The 20,200-nt window shown below is 70.9% G+C and carries 18 protein-coding genes; 15 read left to right on the forward strand and 3 right to left on the reverse strand.

Translation table 11 applies throughout. The annotated features are described in order from the left end of the window. The first annotated feature begins 417 nt into the window (after nt 1–417). From rplU to galE, 5 genes are all read left to right on the forward strand, one after another. The gene (gene rplU / locus ABZY57_RS23910; RefSeq protein ID WP_214950890.1) at nt 418–738 is read left to right on the forward strand and encodes a 50S ribosomal protein L21; all 321 of its coding nucleotides are present in this window, start codon (nt 418–420) and stop codon (nt 736–738) included. A gap of 13 nt (nt 739–751) precedes the next feature. Continuing rightward, a complete protein-coding gene (rpmA, locus tag ABZY57_RS23915) occupies nt 752–1,006 on the forward strand; it encodes a 50S ribosomal protein L27 (protein ID WP_030013081.1) in 255 nt (84 codons plus the stop codon). A gap of 180 nt (nt 1,007–1,186) precedes the next feature. Beyond that, the gene (gene obgE, locus ABZY57_RS23920; protein ID WP_356515087.1) at nt 1,187–2,629 is read left to right on the forward strand and encodes a GTPase ObgE; all 1,443 of its coding nucleotides are present in this window, start codon (nt 1,187–1,189) and stop codon (nt 2,627–2,629) included. 131 nt (nt 2,630–2,760) lie between these two features. Further along, nucleotides 2,761–4,383, forward strand: coding sequence for a glycosyltransferase (locus ABZY57_RS23925; protein WP_356515089.1), 1,623 nt, complete (start codon nt 2,761–2,763; stop codon nt 4,381–4,383). A 98-nt stretch (nt 4,384–4,481) separates the two neighbouring features. Then, nucleotides 4,482–5,471, forward strand: a complete 990-nt coding sequence (galE, locus tag ABZY57_RS23930; RefSeq protein ID WP_356515091.1) for a UDP-glucose 4-epimerase GalE — start codon at nt 4,482–4,484, stop codon at nt 5,469–5,471. A 145-nt stretch (nt 5,472–5,616) separates the two neighbouring features. On the opposite strand, the gene ABZY57_RS23935 is transcribed toward galE, so the two are convergent. Continuing rightward, complete coding sequence (locus tag ABZY57_RS23935) at nt 5,617–6,792, reverse strand: glycosyltransferase (protein WP_356515093.1); 1,176 nt, start codon at nt 6,790–6,792, stop codon at nt 5,617–5,619. Next, nucleotides 6,789–9,668 carry a CDP-glycerol glycerophosphotransferase family protein gene (locus ABZY57_RS23940; RefSeq protein ID WP_356515095.1) on the reverse strand — a complete coding sequence of 960 codons (2,880 nt, stop codon included), beginning with the start codon at nt 9,666–9,668 and terminating at the stop codon, nt 6,789–6,791. The genes ABZY57_RS23935 and ABZY57_RS23940 overlap by 4 nt, the downstream gene beginning before the upstream one ends. 158 nt (nt 9,669–9,826) lie before the next feature. On the opposite strand from ABZY57_RS23940, the gene ABZY57_RS23945 reads away from it, so the two are divergent. From ABZY57_RS23945 to ABZY57_RS23975, 7 genes are all read left to right on the forward strand, one after another. Further along, nucleotides 9,827–10,828 (forward strand): glycosyltransferase family 2 protein, encoded by a 1,002-nt coding sequence (locus tag ABZY57_RS23945; protein ID WP_356515096.1) that lies wholly within the window; start codon nt 9,827–9,829, stop codon nt 10,826–10,828. Beyond that, complete coding sequence (locus ABZY57_RS23950; protein ID WP_356515097.1) at nt 10,828–11,286, forward strand: GtrA family protein; 459 nt, start codon at nt 10,828–10,830, stop codon at nt 11,284–11,286. Before ABZY57_RS23945 ends, ABZY57_RS23950 begins: the two co-directional genes overlap by 1 nt. A gap of 103 nt (nt 11,287–11,389) precedes the next feature. After that, entirely contained in the window at nt 11,390–12,517 is a 1,128-nt protein-coding gene (gene proB / locus ABZY57_RS23955; protein WP_356515099.1) for a glutamate 5-kinase, read from the forward strand. A 97-nt stretch (nt 12,518–12,614) separates the two neighbouring features. Continuing rightward, a complete protein-coding gene (locus ABZY57_RS23960) occupies nt 12,615–13,034 on the forward strand; it encodes a hypothetical protein (RefSeq protein ID WP_356515120.1) in 420 nt (139 codons plus the stop codon). 141 nt (nt 13,035–13,175) lie between these two features. Next, nucleotides 13,176–14,453 (forward strand): glutamate-5-semialdehyde dehydrogenase, encoded by a 1,278-nt coding sequence (locus ABZY57_RS23965; RefSeq protein WP_356515101.1) that lies wholly within the window; start codon nt 13,176–13,178, stop codon nt 14,451–14,453. 77 nt (nt 14,454–14,530) lie between these two features. After that, nucleotides 14,531–15,088: a hypothetical protein gene (locus ABZY57_RS23970; RefSeq protein ID WP_356515103.1), complete on the forward strand. Its 558-nt coding sequence runs from the start codon at nt 14,531–14,533 to the stop codon at nt 15,086–15,088. A gap of 67 nt (nt 15,089–15,155) precedes the next feature. Beyond that, on the forward strand, nt 15,156–16,352 hold the full coding sequence (locus ABZY57_RS23975) for a hypothetical protein (RefSeq protein ID WP_356515105.1): 1,197 nt from the start codon (nt 15,156–15,158) through the stop codon (nt 16,350–16,352). Here the strand turns inward: ABZY57_RS23975 and ABZY57_RS23980 are convergent. After that, the gene (locus tag ABZY57_RS23980; protein ID WP_356515107.1) at nt 16,336–17,433 is read right to left on the reverse strand and encodes a M48 family metallopeptidase; all 1,098 of its coding nucleotides are present in this window, start codon (nt 17,431–17,433) and stop codon (nt 16,336–16,338) included. The two genes, ABZY57_RS23975 and ABZY57_RS23980, sit on opposite strands and share 17 nt — an antisense overlap. A 141-nt stretch (nt 17,434–17,574) precedes the next feature. Between ABZY57_RS23980 and ABZY57_RS23985 the strand changes: the two genes are divergently transcribed. From ABZY57_RS23985 to ABZY57_RS23995, 3 genes are all read left to right on the forward strand, one after another. After that, complete coding sequence (locus ABZY57_RS23985) at nt 17,575–17,742, forward strand: hypothetical protein (RefSeq protein ID WP_356515109.1); 168 nt, start codon at nt 17,575–17,577, stop codon at nt 17,740–17,742. 80 nt (nt 17,743–17,822) lie between these two features. Beyond that, complete coding sequence (gene nadD / locus ABZY57_RS23990; RefSeq protein WP_243334788.1) at nt 17,823–18,440, forward strand: nicotinate-nucleotide adenylyltransferase; 618 nt, start codon at nt 17,823–17,825, stop codon at nt 18,438–18,440. 24 nt (nt 18,441–18,464) lie between these two features. Then, nucleotides 18,465–20,198, forward strand: coding sequence for an LCP family protein (locus tag ABZY57_RS23995; protein WP_356515111.1), 1,734 nt, complete (start codon nt 18,465–18,467; stop codon nt 20,196–20,198). Nucleotides 20,199–20,200: the final 2 nt, after the last annotated feature.

The raw sequence follows: 20,200 nt of genomic DNA on the forward strand, positions 1-20,200 counted from the left end.
GCCGTTTCTCCACGCCGTACGTCCACGGCGGCTGCGCGCCGCCACAGGGCTCGCCCCGCCCCGGGTGCCGGAGGGGGTCGACGCCGGGCCACGGCACGACGACGTACGCGTACAGGGCCGTCGGGCGGCCCCGACCGGGTCACCGACCAGGCGGGAAACGTGCGGCCGACCCGGGCACGGAGCCCGCGGGCGGCGCCGCGGAAGGGCGGGCCGGTCCGCCGAGGCCCCGCCGCGGGCCCCGGTTTGACCCCTCCGACCGGGCCCCGTAACCTAGGTCGCTGGCGTGTCTATGCGCACGCCAATCCACTGAGCACCTCACCTCCCGTACCGCCTCGCGGCTCGGGGGAGGCCGGCCTGCGGTTCCGCGGGGCCGGCTGGCTTCAGGGGTTCCCGATTTCGAGTGAGAGAGAGATCCGCGTGTACGCCATCGTGCGCAGCGGTGGTCGCCAGCACAAGGTTGCTGTCGGCGACATCGTTGAAGTTGACAAGATTCCCACTGCCAAGGTTGGCGACACGGTCGAGCTCTCGACCCTGCTCGTTGTCGACGGCGAAGCCGTGACCAGCGACCCGTGGGTCCTGGCCGGCATCAAGGTCCAGGCCGAGATCGTGGACCACCACAAGGGTGCCAAGATCGACATCCTTCGGTACAAGAACAAGACCGGCTACCGCCGTCGCCAGGGTCACCGCCAGCAGTACACGGCGATCAAGGTCACCGGTATCCCCGCGGCTGCGAAGTAAGAGGGACTGAGACATGGCACACAAGAAGGGCGCATCGTCCACCCGGAACGGGCGCGATTCCAACGCTCAGCGGCTCGGCGTGAAGCGCTTCGGCGGTCAGGTCGTTTCCGCTGGTGAGATCCTCGTCCGCCAGCGCGGCACCCACTTCCACCCGGGTTCGGGTGTCGGTCGTGGTGGCGACGACACGCTGTTCGCGCTGCAGGCCGGTTCGGTCGAGTTCGGCACGCACCGTGGCCGCAAGGTCGTCAACATCGTTCCGGCTGCCTGATTTCAGCTCCTGCTGAATCGGTAGTCCGAAGCATCCCGAGGGCGGATCTCAACTCTTCCCGGCGCGAGCCGGGAAGAGAGGTCCGCCCTCGGCGCGTTGTCACATAGACACGTTTAATGGGTAGCAAGGCCTACCCCCCGGGCTTTCCGGGATATTCCCGCTGTATCTGGAGGAACAACCATGACCACCTTCGTGGACCGCGTCGAGCTGCACGTCGCCGCGGGTAACGGGGGCCACGGCTGCGCCTCCGTTCACCGGGAGAAGTTCAAGCCGCTCGGCGGCCCCGACGGCGGAAACGGCGGCCGCGGCGGCGACGTCATCCTGGTGGTGGAGCAGGCTGTCACCACCCTGCTGGACTACCACCACAGCCCCCACCGCAAGGCCACCAACGGCAAGCCCGGCGAGGGCGGCAACCGCTCCGGCAAGGACGGCCAGGACATGATCCTGCCCGTGCCGGACGGCACGGTCGTCCTCGACAAGGAGGGCAACGTCCTCGCCGACCTCGTCGGCCAGGGCACCACCTACGTGGCCGCCGAGGGCGGCCGCGGCGGCCTCGGCAACGCGGCGCTCTCCTCGGCCCGCCGCAAGGCGCCCGGCTTCGCGCTCCTCGGCGTACCCGGCACCGGCGGCGACGTCATCCTGGAGCTCAAGACCGTCGCCGACGTGGCGCTGGTCGGTTTCCCGAGCGCCGGCAAGTCCTCGCTGATCTCGGTGCTGTCCGCAGCCAAGCCGAAGATCGCGGACTACCCCTTCACCACCCTCGTCCCGAACCTGGGCGTCGTCACCGCCGGCTCGACGGTCTACACGATCGCCGACGTACCGGGCCTCATCCCCGGCGCCAGCCAGGGCAAGGGCCTCGGCCTGGAGTTCCTGCGCCACGTCGAGCGCTGCTCGATCCTCGTGCACGTCCTGGACACCGCCACCCTGGAGTCCGACCGCGACCCGCTCGCCGACCTCGACGCCATCGAGGAGGAGCTGAAGCTCTACGGCGGCGGCCTGGAGAAGCGCCCGCGCCTCGTCGTCCTCAACAAGGTCGACATCCCCGACGGCAAGGACCTCGCCGACATGGTCCGCCCGGACCTGGAGGCCCGCGGCTACAAGGTCTTCGAGGTCTCGGCGGTCTCCCGCACGGGTCTCAAGGAGCTGTCCTTCTTCCTCGCCGAGGTCATCGCGAAGTTCCGCGCCCGCAAGCCGAAGGAGGAGGCGACCCGCGTCGTCATCCGCCCGAAGGCCGTGGACGACTCCGGCTTCACGATCGCCTACGACGAGGTCGAGGACGTGTACCGCGTGCGCGGCGAGAAGCCGGAGCGCTGGGTCCGCCAGACCGACTTCAACATCGACGAGGCCGTCGGCTACCTCGCCGACCGCCTCAACCGCCTGGGCGTCGAGGACGCGCTGCGCAAGGCCGGTGCCCGTGCGGGTGATGGTGTGGCCATCGGTTCCGACGAGGACGCGGTCGTCTTCGACTGGGAGCCGACCATGATGGCCGGCGCCGAGATGCTGGGCCGCCGCGGTGAGGACCACCGTCTGGAGGCGCCGCGTCCGGCCACCACGCGCCGCAAGGAGAAGGAAGCCGAGCGGGATTCCGCCCAGAAGGAGTACGACGAGTTCCGTCCCTTCTGACCGGGACCGTAGCCGAGGGCGACGGCCGGGTCTCCGGCCGTCGTCACAGGCACGTCACAGGATTCCGTTTATCCCCCGTTCGAGTGGCCCGTCTTAAGGCCATGTTTACCCGGGTGGCCTAGGATCCATGGGTGACGAGCACCCGTACCCCCACAGTTGCCGTCGTCGTGATCGCATACAACGATGCCGAGCTCGTCGGTCAGGCCGTTTCTTCGGCTCTCGCCCAGGGTCCGGTTGTCGCCGAGGTCATCGCGGTCAACGACGCGTCCCGCGACGGCACCGCCCAGGTGCTGGACGAGCTGGCAGCCCGCCACCCCCGCGTGAAGGTCGTGCACCGCACGGAGAACAGCGGGGGCTGCGGCACCCCCCGCAACGACGGCATCGCGGCCGCGACCGCCCCCTACGTCATGTTCCTCGACAGCGACGACATCCTGCCCGCCGGGGCGATCGACGCCCTGGTCCGCGCGGCCGGGGAGCACCGGTCGCCGGTCACGGTCGGCTCCTGCGTCCGCCGTGAACTGCCCGAGAGCCGCGACGTGCCCTGGGTGCCCGGCCTGTACACGCCGGGCGAGGTCATCGACCGCCCGTCGGACCGGCCGGAGCTGGTCCGCGACACCCTCTGCGTCAACAAGCTGTACGAGCGGGCGTTCCTGGACATGTACGGGATCCGCTTCCCGGACGGCCGGTTCATCTACGAGGACTTCGTGTTCACCGCCCGCGTGCTGGCGGCCCGCCCCCGCATCGCGGTGATCGGCGACCTCGTCTACGTGTGGCACGTGCGCCGCAACGCCGCGCAGGTCTCCATCTCCCTGGACCGCAAGGACGTCGGCAACTGGAGTGCCCGCGTGGAGGCGCACCGCGTCGCCTCCCGCCTCATGACCGCCTCCTCGCCCGAGCTGGGCCGGGCCTGCCAGGTCAAGTTCCTGGAGTACGACCTGCGCATGTACCTGCGCGAGCTCGGCCAGGACCCCGGCTACCAGGCGGCCTGGTGGACGCTGACCCGCGACTACGTCGCCGGGTTCTCCGAGGCCGACATCGAGGCCGCCGGGGCGCACGCCCGCTGGATCGTCCGGGTGCTGCGCGCCACCGAGGCGCCGCCCGCCGCCGACGACCTGCTGCGGCTGACCCGCTTCGCCGCCGATCCGCCCCGCCTGCTGCCCCCGTACGCCATCGGCCCCTCCGGAGCGCCGGTCTGGAGCGACACGCTGCCGGTGGAGCTGGACGGGCTGGACAAGCTGGAGACGGCCGAGCTGCCCATCACCATCGACGCCGAGCCGAGCGGCTGCGCAGGGCTGCGGATCCAGGTCCACGACCTGTACGGGCGCCTCGCCGCGGCCGGTCCGCGCACCGTCCAGCTGCGCTTCCAGCCCCGGGGCGACCTGGGGGAGCTGCTGGTCGCCGAACCGGTGGAGCTCACCCCGTCCGCGGACGGCGACCGGTGGACCGCGCAGCTGCCCTTCCGGCTCACCACGCTGGCGAGCCTCGGGCGGGGCGAGGGCCGGCGGGGCCTGCAGGCGTGGGACGTGAAGCTGAGCGTGGAGTGCGCCGACGGGAGCTCCGTCCTCACCTCCCCGCGCCCCCTCAGCCGCCTTCTCCACCGCCGGGTGCTGCCCAGCAGCCGGTACGGTGTGCTGTTGGCGCAGCCCTACCGCACGACGGGCGGATCGCTGGCGCTGAGGCTCGCGCCCGGTGCCTCGGGCGTCATGAGCCTGGCCCGCCACCGGTTCCACCGGGCCCGCATACTCCGCGGCTAGAACGGAACCCGGCAGCCCGGACGGCCGGGACGGGAAGCCCGACGGCAAGCCGGACCAGAAGTCGGACCAGAAGCACGAAAGAGAACTGGGAGACACGCATGACGTTCCTGATCACTGGTGGTGCCGGTTACATCGGGGCGCACGTCGTCCGCGCGATGCTGCTCGCGGGTGAGGAGGTCGTGGTTCTGGACGACCTCTCCACCGGCAACGCCGACCGCGTCCCGGAGGGTGTTCCGCTGGTGGTCGGCTCGGTGCTCGACCGTCAGGTCCTCGACGAGACCTTCGCCCGCTACCGGATCACCGGCGTGGTCCACCTGGCGGGCAAGAAGCAGGTCGGCGAGTCCGTCGAGAAGCCGCTGCATTACTACGAGGAGAACGTGGGCGGCCTCACCGTCCTGCTCCAGGCCGTGGCCGCAGCGGGCGTGCGCAACTTCCTCTTCTCCTCCTCCGCCTCCGTGTACGGGATGCCCGACGTGGACCTCGTCACCGAGGACACCCCGTGCCTGCCGCTGAGCCCGTACGGAGAGACGAAGCTGGCGGGTGAGTGGCTGGTCCGCGGCGCGGGCAGGGCCCACGGCATCTCCACCGCGTGCCTGCGCTACTTCAACGTGGCGGGCGCCGCGACCCCCGAGCTCGCCGACACCGGCGTCTTCAACCTGGTCCCGATGATCTTCGAGCGGTTCGACAAGGGCGAGGGCGCCCGGATCTTCGGCGACGACTACGCGACTCCCGACGGCACCTGCATCCGCGACTACATCCACGTCGCCGACCTCGCGGAGGCCCACGTGGTGGCCGCCCGCAAGCTCGTCGAATGGGGCGCGCAGGGCGAGTACAAGGACCTCACCGTCAACATCGGCCGCGGCGAGGGCGTCTCCGTCCGAGAGATGGTCGAGCTGGTGAACGAGGCCACCGGGCACACCGATCCCGCCTACGCGCCCGCGGTCTCCCCGCGCCGCGCCGGTGACCCCGCGAAGGTCGTCGCCTCCGCCGACCGGATCGCGGCGGAGCTGGGCTGGAAGGCCCGTCACGACGTGCGCGAGATGATCACCTCGGCCTGGGAGGGCTGGGAGGCCCACCGCAAGGCCTGACGCAGGCAGTAGGTACGAAGAAGCCGCCCGCCCCGGTCGATCCGGGGCGGGCGGCTTCTTCGTAAGCACTGCGCCGGGCTCGGTCCGGAGGGCTCAGCGTTCCAGGAAGGCTCAGTTCTCCAGGAAGCTCAGTTCTCCGGAAAGTTCAGCGCTCCAGGAAGGAGAACAGCTCCTCCCACCGGTCGGTGATGTCGACGCTGGAGAACCGCCGCACGCTGTGGAAGGCGGCGTCGCCGAGCCGGTCGCGCAGCTCGCGGTCGGCCATCAGCCGGTCCAAGTGCGCGCCCAGCTCCATCGTGTTGCCGAGCCGGGCCAGCAGCCCGTCTTCCTCGTGCGTGACGATCTCCCGGACACCCGGCGCGCAGTCGAAGGCGGCCACCGGCACACCCGCGGCCATCGCCTCCAGCAGCGTGATCGGGAACCCTTCGGCGCGCGAGGCCTGGGCGAAGACGGAGGCCCCGTTCAGCGCGCCCAGCACATCGCTGGTGCTGCCCATCCACTCCACGGAGCCGCCCAGGCCCAGCCCGGCGGCGTGCGCCCGCAGGCTCGGCTCCTCCACGCCGGCCCCGTAGATCCTCAGGACCCAGTCGGGGTGCTGCGGCGAGGCGTCCGCCCACGCGTCGAGCAGCAGGTCCACGCCCTTCTCGAAGGCGAGGCGGCCGACGCTCGCCACGACCTTCCCGGTGCGCGGTGCGGGAGCTGCGGGCATGAACGGCAGCGGATTCGGCATGCTGGAGACGTTCTCCATGCCCGCGCGGATCCAGAGGTCGGCGTCCTCGGGGGTCAGCACGAGCACGCGGTCGACCTCCCGGTAGTGCCGGCGGACCCGCTGGCCCCGGCTGGACTTGTTGCTGGCCTCGAAGGACTCGTGGCTCATGCCGATGACCGTGCAGCCCTTGGTGTCGGCGAGGGCCACCCACTCCATCGCCCAGACCTGAGTGACGATCACCACGGCGCCGGGGCGTGCCGCGCGCAGCAGCTCGCCGAGCCGGTCCGCCTTGACCTGCATCGTCGCCCGGCGGGCCGCCTGGCGGCGCCGTTCGGGCGCGTTGAGCCGGCCCTTGATGCCGTGCAGGGTGCGGGCCGGCGCCGGGTGGGTTTCGTACAGCGTGGTCACCGCGTAGGGAAGGTCCGCGGGGAACCGCTGGCGGACCTCCTCGGCGACGGGGGCGATGCCGATGACGTGGACCCGGTGTCCGCGGTCGCTGAACAGCCGGGCCATCTGGTGCGACCAGGTGGTCACGCCACCGAGCTCGTCCACGCTGTTGGAGACGAGGAAGATGTCACGGCCGCCGCCGACGGTGGAAGTCTGCTGGCTCACTTGCCGCTCCTGCTGAAGAACTTCTCGACGATCCGGCGGGCCGCGTCCCCGCGGTCGTACTCGCCGAACTCGGCGAGGAAGCGCTGGCGCGCCTCGGCGTACTTGGCATCCGCCTCGTCGAAGGCGGAGAGGGCCTGGAGCAGTTCGTCCGCGGTGGCGACCACCGGGCCCGGGGCCTTCTCCTTCAGGTCGAAGTACGTGCCGCGGATGTCGTTCGCGTACTTCTCGTAGTCGTACGCGAAGAACAGCATCGGCCGGTCCAGGGCCGCGTAGTCGAACATCACGGACGAGTAGTCGGTGACCAGCCCGTCGGCGAGCGCCAGCAGCGGAGTGATGTCGTGGTGCCGGGACACGTCGATGACCCGGCCCGCGACCGACGGCGGCAGTGTCACGCTGTTGAGGTAGTGGGTGCGCACCAGCAGCGTGAAGCGGTCGCCGAGCCGGTCGGCGAACTCCTCGACGTCGAAGGGGAACGTGAAGCCCTGCACCGTGCCGTCCGCGCCCGCCCGGAAGGTCGGCGCGTACAGCAGCACCTTCTTGTCCGGGTCGATCCCGAACTCGCCCGCCAGGGGACCGCGGACCCGCTCGCCGCTGTCCGCCTCGGCGCGGTGGGCCGCGACCAGGGCGTCGTTGCGCGGGTAGCCGGTGCGCAGCAGCACCTCGTCACGCAGCCGGAAACCCCTGGCGAGGGTGCGGGCGTCGTGCTCGGAGCGGATCAGGAAGTGGTCGAAGCGGTCGACGGCCGTCTGGAAGCGGCTCTGGGCGGCCCGGTCCTGCGCCTTGGTGCGGGGCTCGTGGAAACCCATCCGCTTGAGCGCCGAGCCGTGCCAGGTCTGGATGTACGTGGTCCCCGGGCGCTTGGCCAGCGCCAGCGGGAAGCCCTGGTTGTCGATCCAGTACTCGGCCTGCGCGAGCGCCCGCAGGTAGGCCCAGCTCCAGCGGCGCACCAGGGTGGCCTCCTGGGGGAAGCCGGTGGGCCTGGCGCCCGCGTACGACCAGATCGCCTCGAACCGTGCGCCGGAGCGCACCAGCTCCTCGTAGATCGCCCTCGGGCTGTCGCTGTACTGCTTGCCCATGTGGCTCTCGAAGACGACCGTGCCCTTCTTGACGGGCAGCTTCGAGAAGACCTCGTGGTAGACCTTCACCTTCTGCTCGCCCGAGCCGAGGTTGCGGCGGGCCCGCAGGGCCTTGCGCAGGCTCCGCTTGACCACGCCGGCGGCCTTGCCGTGCATCGCGCCGTTGATCAGCGTCTGGGTGCGCACGGCGGCGGCGCCCTCGGCGGTCAGGACGTAGGAGAGGTTGCCCTTCTTGGTCATCTCCGGCTCGAAGCGGTCGGAGACCAGCCGGGTCAGCCTCGGGCGCACGCGCAGCCGGGCCGCCTGCTCCAGGTCGACCCCGCCGACGGAGACGCGGGTGTGGAGCCGGTCGTCGCCGGCCGTCAACTTCATGCGTACGTCCCAGACCGCGTCGATGATGCCGAGGGGGCGGACGGTGCCGCCGATATCGGCTGTGGCCTGCCACTCGATCGTGTCGCCGGCGTGGCGCACGGTTGACACCGGGAAGCTGAAGGAGCGGACGCCGATCTGCCGGCGGGCGCGGAATTCCAGTGAGGCCTTCAGCTCCACGTCCGGGCGGATCCGGCCCAGCGGGTTCACCACGGCACCCGACAGGGTGACGGTGCCGCGGCCGTCGTCCTCGTACGCGGTGAGGCGGTTGCCCAGCGTGAGGGAGGCGAGCGGGGCGCCGGCGTAGGGCTGGTCGGTGACGTCCAGTATCCGGCGGGCCACCTCCGCCTCGGGTCCGTCGATGTGCCGGCCGCACCAGTAGACGCGCCCGTCCCGCTCGGCGAGCGGGGAGGTGAGCCGGCCCTGGTTGGTCATGGCGTCGGCGGCGGGCAGGAGGTTGTCCCAGTCCTCCTTGCCGAGCAGGTAGGCGCAGATGGCCTGCAGGTTGCTGACGTGGTCGTACGCGGCCCGGTCGATGCCGGCCAGGTAGCTGTTGGCGAGACGGGCGAACTCCTGGCGGTAGGCGTCACCGAGCAGGGGCAGGTCGCGCAGGTGGAGCACCAGGTCGTGCTTGAGGAACTTGATGTCCTTCGCGGACTTGATCTCCGCGTGGCCCTCGGCCGCCAGCAGTTCGTCGACGCGGCGGTGGATCTCCATCCGGTGGACGAAGTTCTCGATCTCGTGGCGCCGGTTGCTGATCGACTTCGCCGAGGCCCTCTCGATCACGTTCCAGTAGTAGACGTGGTTCGGGATGAGCGTGATGCGGCGCGCGGCGACGTAGGCCTGTGCGGAGAAGAGCAGGTCCTCGTAGTGGATGCCCACCGGGAACTCCAGGCCCTGGTCCAGCAGGAACGCGCGCCGGTAGCACTTGTTCGTGGAGAGGGTGTCGTAGACCAGCAGGTCCGGGTACTCGGTGATCGACTCCAGCGTGCGGGTGCGCGCGTAGATCCACGGGTACCACTCGGTGGTCTTGCCCGAACGGCTGTCGAGGTGGACCCGGACGCACATGCCCGAGACCAGGTCGGACCCGGTCCGCTCGGCGGCGTCCAGCATGTTGCGGCAGGCGTTGCGCTCCAGCACGTCATCGCTGTCGAGGAACATGACGTAGGTGCCGGTGGCCTGCTGGATTCCGTGATTGCGCGGGGCGCCGCAACCCCCGCTGTTCTCCGCCAGCTGGAAGGCGCGTACTCTCCCCGGATGCGCGGTGGCGAGCTTCTGGGCGACCGCGTAGGACCCGTCCTTGCTGCAGTCGTCGACGATCACGACTTCGACCCCGTGCAGGGTCTGGTCCAAGACCGACTGGACGGCTGTCGGGAGACGCTCTGCGTCGTTGTAGACGATGACGACCACGGAGACGTCAGGCACGTGCACCTCGATCCCTCTGTTTCCTTGCGCTTTGACCGTTCAAGCTACTGTGTACCGCACTCGCCCCTGGCCGGGCTCACACCGGCAGCGTGCATACTTCTAGGGTGAGGTGAGTGGCAGGTCCGGTCGCCGTAATCCACCCGTTCGGACCGCAGGAAGTGTTCATGAAGCTGTCTGTAGTAGTTCCTTGCTACAACGAGGAAGCTGTCATCGACAGCTTCGACACGGAGATCCGCAAGGTTCTGGATGCCCTGCCCGTCGAGTACGAGGTCTGCTACGTCGACGACGGCAGCCGCGACGGAACCCTCGAGAAGCTCCGCAAGATCGCCGCGCAGTACACCGACCAGACCCGCTACGTCTCCTTCAGCCGGAACTTCGGCAAGGAGGCCGGCATGCTGGCGGGCCTGCGCGAGGCGACCGGTGACGCCGTGGTCATCATGGACGCGGACCTCCAGCACCCGCCGGAGCTCATCGCCACCATGCTCGACTACTACCGGCAGGGTCACGACCAGATCATCGCCCGCCGCACCCGCGAAGGCGACAAGAAGCTCCGCTCGGCGCTGAGCCGCCTCTACTACCGCGGCGTCAACCGCTGGGTCGACGTGGAGCTCACCGACGGAGTCGGCGACTTCCGGCTGCTGTCCCGCCCGGCCGTGGACGCGCTGCTGTCGCTGCCCGAGTACAACCGCTTCTCCAAGGGCCTCTTCTCCTGGATCGGCTTCGACACGGTCCACTTCGACTACCGCAACGCGCAGCGCGAGGCCGGCGAGACGAAGTGGAAGTTCGGCGCCCTGCTGAACTACGGCATGGACGGGCTCATCTCGTTCAACAACCGGCCGCTGCGCATCGGCATCTGGTCGGGCGTGTCGCTGGTGGCCCTGACCGTGCTCTACGCGGTGTGGATCGCCGTCATGGCGATGACCAACGGGGTGGAGTCCCCGGGCTACGTCACGATCGTCGCGCTCATCGCGGGCCTGGGCGGCCTGCAGATGATCATGCTGGGTCTGATCGGCGAGTACATCGGCCGCATCTACTACGAGACCAAGCGCCGGCCGCACTTCCTGGTGAAGGAGTCGCACGGCACCGACCGGACGGGCACCCCCACGGACATCCGGGACGCGCAGCTGCCGGATGCCGAGGCCGTGATCGCGGAGCGAAGCAACTGATGTCGCGCACGGAGGACGGGCGGCCGGCCACCGACCGGAAGACCCAGCTCGGCCAGATCGTCCGCTTCGGTCTGGTCGGCGGGGTCAACACGGGGACCTTCTACGTCCTCTACCTGCTCCTGCACCCGTGGATGCCGTACTTCGCCGCCTACTCCCTGGCCTTCGTGCTGGCGATGGTCGGCTCGTTCTTCATGAACACCTACTTCACCTACCGGACCCGGCCGACCTGGAAGAAGTTCCTGCTCTTCCCGCTGACCAACATCACGAACTACGTGATCCAGTCCGCCGGCCTGTACGCCCTGGTGAGCTGGGCGGGCATGAACACCAAGATCGCGCCGCTGGTCGCGGCGGTCGTGGCGATCCCCTTCACCTTCGTCCTCTCCCGCAAGATCCTCGTGCCGGGTACGGCCCGCGCGGCCGGGGAACCGGAGCAGGCGCACAGCGCGTCCACGGTCTGAAACCGGAGGGCGGCCCCGCCCGGACACCCCGTAGATTGGGCGGACAGGTTCGCCACGTTCCTGTTCGTGCTTGTGTGTGTTCGGCGAGGGTCAGGGGACAGAAGTGTCAGCGGCTAGGCAGGGTGTGCTCGACGCGCGCAGGATCGTGGTCAAGGTCGGCTCCTCCTCCTTGACCACGGCGGCCGGCGGGCTCGACGCCGACCGGGTGGACGCGCTGGTCGACGTACTGGCCAAGGCGCGCAGCGGCGGCGAGAAGGAGATCGTCCTGGTCTCCAGCGGAGCCATCGCCGCCGGACTCTCCCCGCTCGGCCTGCGCCGCCGCCCCACCGACCTGGCCCGCCAGCAGGCCGCCGCGAGCGTCGGCCAGGGCCTGCTCGTCGCCCGCTACACGGCCTCCTTCGCCCGGTACGGCGTGCGCGTCGGCCAGGTGCTCCTGACCACCGACGACACGAGCCGGCGGGCGCACTACCGCAACGCCTACCGGACCCTGGACCAGCTCCTGGCCATGGGGGCGCTGCCCGTCGTCAACGAGAACGACACCGTCGCCACCGACGAGATCCGCTTCGGTGACAACGACCGCCTCGCCGCACTCGTGGCCCACCTGGTCCGCGCCGACCTCCTCGTCCTGCTCTCGGACGTGGACGGCCTCTACGACGGGGACCCGTCCCAGCCCGGCACCAGCCGCATCGACGAGGTGCGCGGCCCCGAGGACATCGCCCACGTCACCATCGGCAGCGTCGGCAAGGCGGGCGTCGGCACCGGCGGCATGGCCACCAAGGTCGAGGCGGCGCGCATCGCGGCGGCGGCCGGCATCCCGGTCGTGCTGACCTCGGCCAGCCAGGCCGCGGACGCCCTCGCCGGGCGGGCGACCGGCACCTTCTTCCACTCCACCGGACGCCGCTCGACGGACCGGCTGCTCTGGCTGCAGCACGCGTCGGCTCCGCAGGGACACCTCGTCCTGGACGAGGGAGCCGTCCGCGCGGTGACCGAACGCGGCAGCTCGCTGCTGCCCGCCGGCATCGCCTCGGTCGAGGGAGACTTCGTCGCCGGGGACCCCGTGGAACTGCGCGCGGCCGACGGCCGGGCGGTGGCGCGCGGCCTCGTCAACTTCGACGCGAAGGAGCTCCCGCAGCTCCTCGGCCGCTCCACGCGCGAGCTCGCGCGGGAACTCGGACCCGAGTACGAGCGGGAGGTCGTCCACCGTGACGATCTGGTCCTGCTGCAGGGCTGAGGTTCGGTAAAACCGCCGCGCGGTGAGCCGAGGACTGGTCAACTGTGAGGGGCGGACAGGCGTAGCGCAGACAAGGAGGCGGCTGGTGGGACGAGCGCTGACCAGCGTCGGCACCGGGGACGGTGACGTCGGCGGGACCGGGGATGACCGGGACGCCTCCCGTCTCTGGCACGTCACCCTGAGCGTCTCCGGCAAGCCCGCTCCGCTGTCCGACGTACGCCGTGGGCTGGAGCAGCTCGCCCACGACCATCCCTTCCTGCTGACCAGCCGCTACGCCGACGACCACGCGGAAATCCGCTACTGGGAGGAAGCCCGCGACCTCCACGACGCGGCCGCCGTCGCGCTGCGGCTCTGGGGGGAACACCGGTCCTCGGCGAAGCTCCCGCCCTGGGAGATCGTCGGCCTGGAAGTCATCGACCGCGCCACCTACCACCAGCGCGTGGCCGAAGGCTACGGCCCACCCCCGGCCCACCCCATGGGCGTGCACCCCTATGAGACGCGCCGCCCTCCTTCTTGACGCGTCGCTTCGCATCGCAGCGGTGCGAAGCCGGGGAGGCCCGTCAGGGCCGAGCCGTGCGAGCGGCGCGTCAAGAGGGGAAGGCGTCTCGCGGGGTGGAACCCCATCCGGCCCGGCGGGGGCGGGGATTACCCTGGCGGCATGACCTCGCTCGATGCCACGACCTCGCCCGTGATCGCCACCGCGCAAGCGGCCCGGACCGCCGCCGCGGTCATCGCCCCGCTCCCGCGGTCCGCCAAGGACAAGGCCCTGCTGGCCATCGCGGACGCGCTGGAGGCCCGTACGGCCGAGATCGTCGAGGCCAACGCCGTCGACACGGCGAAGGCGGCCGCCGCCGGGACCAGCGAGACCGTCATCGACCGTCTCACCCTCACCCCCGACCGCATCGCGGCCATCGCCTCCGACGTCCGTGACGTCGCGGCCCTGCCCGACCCCGTCGGCGAGGTCGTCCGCGGCTCCACCCTCCCCAACGGGATCGACCTCCGCCAGATCCGCGTCCCGCTCGGCGTCGTCGGCATCATCTACGAGGCCCGCCCCAACGTCACCGTCGACGCCGCCGCCCTCTGCCTGAAGTCCGGCAACGCCGTCCTCCTGCGCGGCTCCTCCTCGGCCTACGCCTCCAACACCGCCCTCGTCGCCATCCTGCGCGACGCCGTCGCGTCGGCCGGCCTCCCCGCCGACGCCATCCAGCTCGTACCGGGAGAGTCCCGCGACTCCGTCCGCGAGCTGATGCGCGCCCGCGGCCTCGTCGACGTCCTCATCCCGCGCGGCGGCGCCTCGCTCATCAAGACCGTCGTCGAGGAATCCATCGTCCCGGTCATCGAGACCGGTACCGGAAACTGCCACGTCTACGTGGACGCCCAGGCCGACCTGGCCATGGCCGTGGACATCCTCGTCAACTCCAAGGCCCAGCGCCCCTCCGTCTGCAACTCCGCGGAGACCCTGCTCGTCCACCGGGACATCGCCGACGCCTTCCTGCCGCTCGCCCTGGACGCCCTCGCCGACGCCGGCGTGACCGTCCACGGCGACGAGCGGGTGCTGGCGTACGCGGAGGACTCCAAGGTCACGGCCCTCCCCGCCACCGACGAGGACTGGGCCGCCGAGTACCTCTCGTACGACATCGCCGCGGGTGTCGTGGACTCGCTCGACGAGGCCGTCACCCACATCCGCCGCTGGACCTCCGGCCACACCGAGGCGATCGTCACCACCTCGCAGGCCGCCGCGCGCCTCTTCACCCAGCTGGTCGACTCGACCACGGTTGCCGTGAACGCCTCCACCCGGTTCACGGACGGTGGCCAGTTCGGCTTCGGCGCGGAGATCGGCATCTCCACGCAGAAGCTGCACGCCCGGGGCCCGATGGGGCTTCCCGAGCTCACCTCGACCAAGTACATCGTCACCGGCGACGGTCACGTACGGTAGTCGACCACTGGACGCGGTGTGGCCGGATTTCGGCCTACACCCTGCCCAAAGGTGTCCCTCAGGTCTACGCTGGTCTCGTGCCGGACGACGTGGGGGGCAAACCGTTCCCGGACGACGGGGAGCCCGACGACGACCGCGGAGGCGCGGACAAGGACTTCGCCTCCGTGGTGTTCGACGAGGACTTCGTCCGGAACGCCGAGATCCGTGAACCGAGCGCCGCAGAGCGCCAGCGGGCCGGCGACCGGGCGCGCGCCGAGGCGGCCGAGGCCGCCCGCGCCGCCTTCGCAGGCGGCTGGACGGGCGACGAGGACTACGACGCGTACGCCTACGGCGGCGACGGATACCACTCCGAGGACTCCGGCTGGGAGCACAGCCACGGATCCGCCTCCGTGGAGGGCCCGTACGGGGCCTACGGCGGCAGTCTGCGCCCCTACCGCGGCCGCTCGCCGTGGCTGCGCCCGGTCGCCTGGGTGCTCGCCTTCGTGATGGGCCTCGGCATGATCGCGCTCGCCTTCAGCGCCGTGTACCGCAGCGCGGCGAGCGACGCGGAACCGGCTCCGGCCCCCGCCAGCACCCCGCTGGGTGAAGTCACCGGCGCCGGAGCGTTTATGGACCGCGTCGGCCGCCAACCCTGAAGGTACGACCCCGCTCCCATCGCCGGAGCCGGGGGCTTCTCTGGAGCGGGGACAGCGGGGAGAAGCGATGGCCATGTCAGGAGATCCGCCCAACGGCACCCCCGAGGGTGCCGGCGGCGCCGATGACGAGTTCCGGTCCGACGAGTACCGGTCGGTGGTGTTCGACGAGGACTTCGTCCGCGCTGCCCGGCTCCAGGAGTACTCCGCACAGGAGCGCATGGGCGAGCACGCCCGCGCCGTACGCAGCCGGTCGATCTGGTCGAGCGGCGGAGGCCATCCGCGACCCCCCAGCGGCTCCGGAAGCGGGGCGGCCCGGCAGGGCCGGATCATCGTGCTGTGCATCGCCCTGGCGCTCGCCGGCGCCGTGTACATGGGGCTGCGCAATCCCTACGTGCCGCCCGCCGGGGACCCGGCCGAGGCGATGACCAGCACCGTCGTCCCGCTCGCCCCCTCCGGGACCGTGATCGGCGGCCGGCCCGCCGACCTGTACGAGCAGAGTCCGGCGGCCCAGTACCGCGTCGGGGCGGCCGGAATCACCTTTCCCGGGGTGCGCCGCACCCACCACTTCAGCGAGGAGCAGGTCCAAGCCGCGCTGACCATCGCCAAGGACTACCTGGTGCAGTCCTCGCTGGACCCCGACGTCCTGTCCGGCGAGGCCTCCCGTCCGGTGCGCGTGCTGCTCGACCCCGACCAGTTGACGCAGTTCGACCAGAGCATGCTCGCGCCGGCGGGCAACGGGCGCCACGCCGCCACCGGCTGGCTCGTCCGCTTCGACCCGGCGACCGCCGTGGTGGCCGACAGCCGGGTCCGGGTCAGCGGGGTCCTCGCCGTCGGGGAGACCGCCCCGAACGCGCTGGAGGTGACTTCCGACCACACCTTCGTCTACGCCGTGCGCCCGGCCACCGGCCAGCCGGCCGCGGCGGACGGGGCCTCGCTCTTCACCGTCCGCCGGGAGCTGCGGCTGCGCTTCGACCGAGACGACCTCACGGCCCGGCGGGCGGAGCTCGTCACGGCCTACGTGATGGCGGGCCCGCATGCCTGCTCGGCCGACCCGGCCGGAGGCTTCCGCCCGCTGACGGCCGGAGCCGAGCCGACCACCACCGGCCCGGCGGCGAGCGACCCGTACGCCAGCGGCAGTCCGCGCCGCACGGCCGGGCTGTGCGGGGTGCTCGCGCCGGCGGCCACCCCGAGGGCGACGGAGGCCGTCCCGAAGGCGACGGAGGCCGTCCCGGGGCGGCAGGGCGCCGTCAGCCCTGCTCCGTAGCCCCGCCCCGGCCGGCGTCCTTGTTCTCGCCGCTGCCGCCGCTGCTGCTGCCCGCAGCGCCCGCACCGGTGAACCTGTCCCGCAGCTTGCTGCCCAGGTCCGCCGTCCCGCCGGCGATGTCGCCGACCAGCTTGATCAGCGGGTCCTTGCTCGTGCGCACCGTGTCGGCGTAGTGCGCGGCGGACTGGCGGAAGGAGTCGGTCACCGAGGTGTCCTTGTCGTCCTCGCGCCGCGGGTAGTGGCCGTCCATGATCCGCTGGTGGTCCCGGTTCTGCGACCACTTCTTCAGCTCGGCCGCCCGCACCGTGGTGAAGGGATGCGTCCGGGGCAGCACGTTGAGGATCTTCAGGACGGAGTCGCGCAGGTCGCCGCTCCGCTCGTACTCCTCGGCCTGGGCGAGGAACGCGTCGACATTCATCTCGTGGAGGTGGTTGCCGCCCGCGAGCTTCATCAGCCCGCGCATCGAGGCGTGGACGTCCTGGCCCACCAGCAGGCCCGCCCGGTCCGCGGACAGCTCCGACTTGCGGAACCACTCGCGCAGCGCCGTCACGAGCCCCATGATCGCCACATTGCCCAGCGGGATCCACGCGACCTTGAGCGCCAGGGTCGTCAGGAACAGCAGGATCGTGCGGTACACGGCGTGCCCCGACAGCGCGTGGCCCACCTCGTGGCCCACCACCGCCCGCATCTCCTCCTCGTCGAGGAGCTCGACGAGGGCCGTGGTGACCACGATGATCGGCTCGTCCAGCCCGATGCACATGGCATTGGGCTTCGGGTCCTGCTGGACGTACATCTGCGGGACCTTCTCCAGGTCCAGGATGTAACAGGCGTCCAGGAGCATCGCGTGCAGATGCGGGAACTGCGTCTCGCCCACCCGGACGGAGTCCGACAGGAAGAGCAGTCTCAGACTGCGCTCGGGCAGCAGCCCGCTCAGCGTTTTGAAGACCGTGTCGAAGCCGGTCAGCTTGCGCAGGGCCACGAGCGCGGACCGGTCCGCCGGATGCTCGTACGCCCGTGAGGAAATACCGGGGAACCTCTTGCGGTCCCGCGCCGGTGCCTTCTCGAATCCCGTCCCCGTCATAGCGCCCTCCCCATTGATGCGTGCGTCTGGCCGCCCGTCTATCCTCTCCAACGCCTGAGTCGGCGTGAGCGTGCCCCAGGCCCCCGCATACGATGTGAGCGAAATCTCCGCCCGCTCCCCGACCCGATAGGTACCTGCCTGATGAGCCTCGCCTCCACCGCCCACAACCTGGTCGTCCTCGCCTCCGAGGGAGCCGAGAACCACGGCGGCAACCACGACAGCCTGAACCCGTACCTGACCGGCGGCGCCGCCCTCGGCATCCTCCTGCTCATGCTGTGGGTCACCACGCGCCTGAACCGGGACCGCTGAACCCCCGAACGCCCGGTACGCAGAGTGCGCGCCCGTAGGCGGGTCCCTGCCGCGCCACCGGGCCAGTAGGCTCTGCGCTCATGGGAGAGCAGGAGATGCCTACCGGCCCGGTCAAGCGCAGGCTCGGGGTGATGGGCGGGACATTCGATCCGATCCACCACGGACACCTGGTGGCCGCCAGTGAGGTGGCCGCGCTGTTCCACCTCGACGAGGTGATGTTCGTACCGACCGGCGAGCCGTGGCAGAAGTCGCAGCGGGCCGTGTCGTCCGCCGAGGACCGGTACCTGATGACGGTCATCGCGACCGCTTCGAACCCGCAGTTCTCGGTGAGCCGCATCGACATCGACCGTGGCGGTCCGACGTACACGATCGACACCCTGCGGGACCTGAGCGCCCTCAACGACGACGCCGACCTCTTCTTCATCACCGGCGCCGACGCCCTCGCCCAGATCCTGACCTGGCGGAACGCCGAGGAGCTCTTCGCCCTCGCACACTTCATCGGCGTCACCCGGCCGGGCCACGTGCTCACCGACGACGGCCTGCCCGAGGGAGGCGTCTCCCTCGTCGAGGTTCCGGCGCTGGCCATTTCGTCCACCGACTGCCGTGCCCGCGTGGCCAAGGGGGATCCTGTCTGGTACCTCGTGCCCGACGGCGTGGTCCGCTACATCGACAAGCGTGAGCTGTACCGGGGAGCCTGAGCTTCCGGAAAGAGGGGCCCCGCGGTGAACGACCGACACGAGCCGTACGACCCGTATGCCGGCCAGGAGCAGCAGCTCGTCGGCTACGACGCGTACGGGCGGCCGGTGTACGGCCAGGTGCCCGCGCAGCCCGCCCCCGAGCCCGCGCCCCCCTACGAGCAGCAGCAGTACGAGCAGGGCTACGGCTACGACTACCAGGGGTACGGCCGGCAGCAGCCTCCCCAGCAGCAGCCCCCGCAGTACTACCCGCAGCAGCCCCAGCAGCCCCAGCAGCAGTACCCGCAGGCCTCCCAGACCCCGCAGTACGGGTACGACACCCAGTCCACGCCCCAGTACGACACCCAGGCCACCCAGCAGTGGATCCCGCAGCAGGCGGCCGCTCCCGAGGCCCCGGCGCAGCCGCCCCTGCGGGCCCCCGCGTCCGAGCCGGAGTTCCGTCCCGCTGCCGCGCAGGTCCCGGAGCCCCGCCGGGCCGACGGCCCGGGCGGGCAGGGGCCCTCGTACCAGACCGAGCAGTTCGCCTTCATCGACCAGCCGGACGAGGACTCCGAGGACGTCATCGACTGGCTCGCCTTCACCGAGAGCCGGACCGAGCGCCGCGAGGAGGCCCGCCGGCGAGGCCGCAACCGGGTCGTGGCGCTGATCGTCGTCCTGGCCCTCTTCGTCGTCGCGGGCCTCGGCTACCTCTGGTACACGGGCAAGCTGCCGTTCCTGGACGGCCCAGGCAAGGCGTCGAACGGCGCGGCCGCCACGGGCCCGCAGAAGCGCGACATGATCGTCGTCCACCTGCACAACACCAAGAAGGGCGGCACCTCCACGGCGCTGCTCGTCGACAACGTGACCACCAAGCAGGGCGCCACCGTCCTTGTGCCGAACACGCTCAACGTCGCCAAGGACGACGGCACCACGGCCCAGCTGGGCAAGGCCGTCGAGGACGGCGGTCTGGGCGTACGGGAATCCCTCGACTCGGTCTTCGGCACCCGCATCGGCGGCACCTGGAGGCTGGACACCCCCTTCCTCGAAAACTTCGTGGAGCTCGTCGGCGGCATCGAGGTCGACACCGACGTGGCCGTCCCGGCGGACGACGCGGCGAAGGTCCCCGCCGTCGGACAGGGGCCGAAGCAGAGCCTCAGCGGTGCGATGGCCGTCGCCTACGCCACGTACCGGGCGCAGGGCGAGCCGGAGGCCAAGCAGCTGGACCGGCTCGGCAAGGTCCTGCTGGGCCTGCTGCGCAAGGTGCCCGGCGATCCCAAGTCGGCGGCGATGACCGTGGAGACCACCGGCCAGATCCTGGACCCGGCGCTGAACGCGCAGACGCTCGGCGCGCTGCTGGCCAAGCTCGGCGAGCACGCCAAGGTGGGCGCGTACCGCACCGACGTGCTCGGGGTGAAGCCGGACGGCGGCCTCACGGACGAGGCCAACAAGAAGGTGGTCAAGGAGGTCCTCGGCGGCTCCGTCACGGAGGCCCAGCCCGGGGCCCTGCCGAGGGTCGGCCTGAAGGACGCGACCGGCGACGACAAGACGAACACGGCGGCGAAGGCGGCCCTGCTCAACGGCGGCTACACCCTGGTGGACGGCGGCAAGGCCGACAAGACCGCACCCGCGTCGCAGATCACGTACCAGGACGACGCGCAGCGGGAGAAGGCGATCGAGGTCGCCAAGACGCTGGGTCTGCCCGAGACGGCCGTGAAGAAGGCCGAGAACGCGGTGAACGCGGACGTCGTGGTGACGCTGGGCAAGGATTACAAACCGTCCTGAGC

The organism is Streptomyces sp. NPDC006450, from assembly GCF_040612195.1.
In the GTDB taxonomy this organism is placed as follows: domain Bacteria; phylum Actinomycetota; class Actinomycetes; order Streptomycetales; family Streptomycetaceae; genus Streptomyces.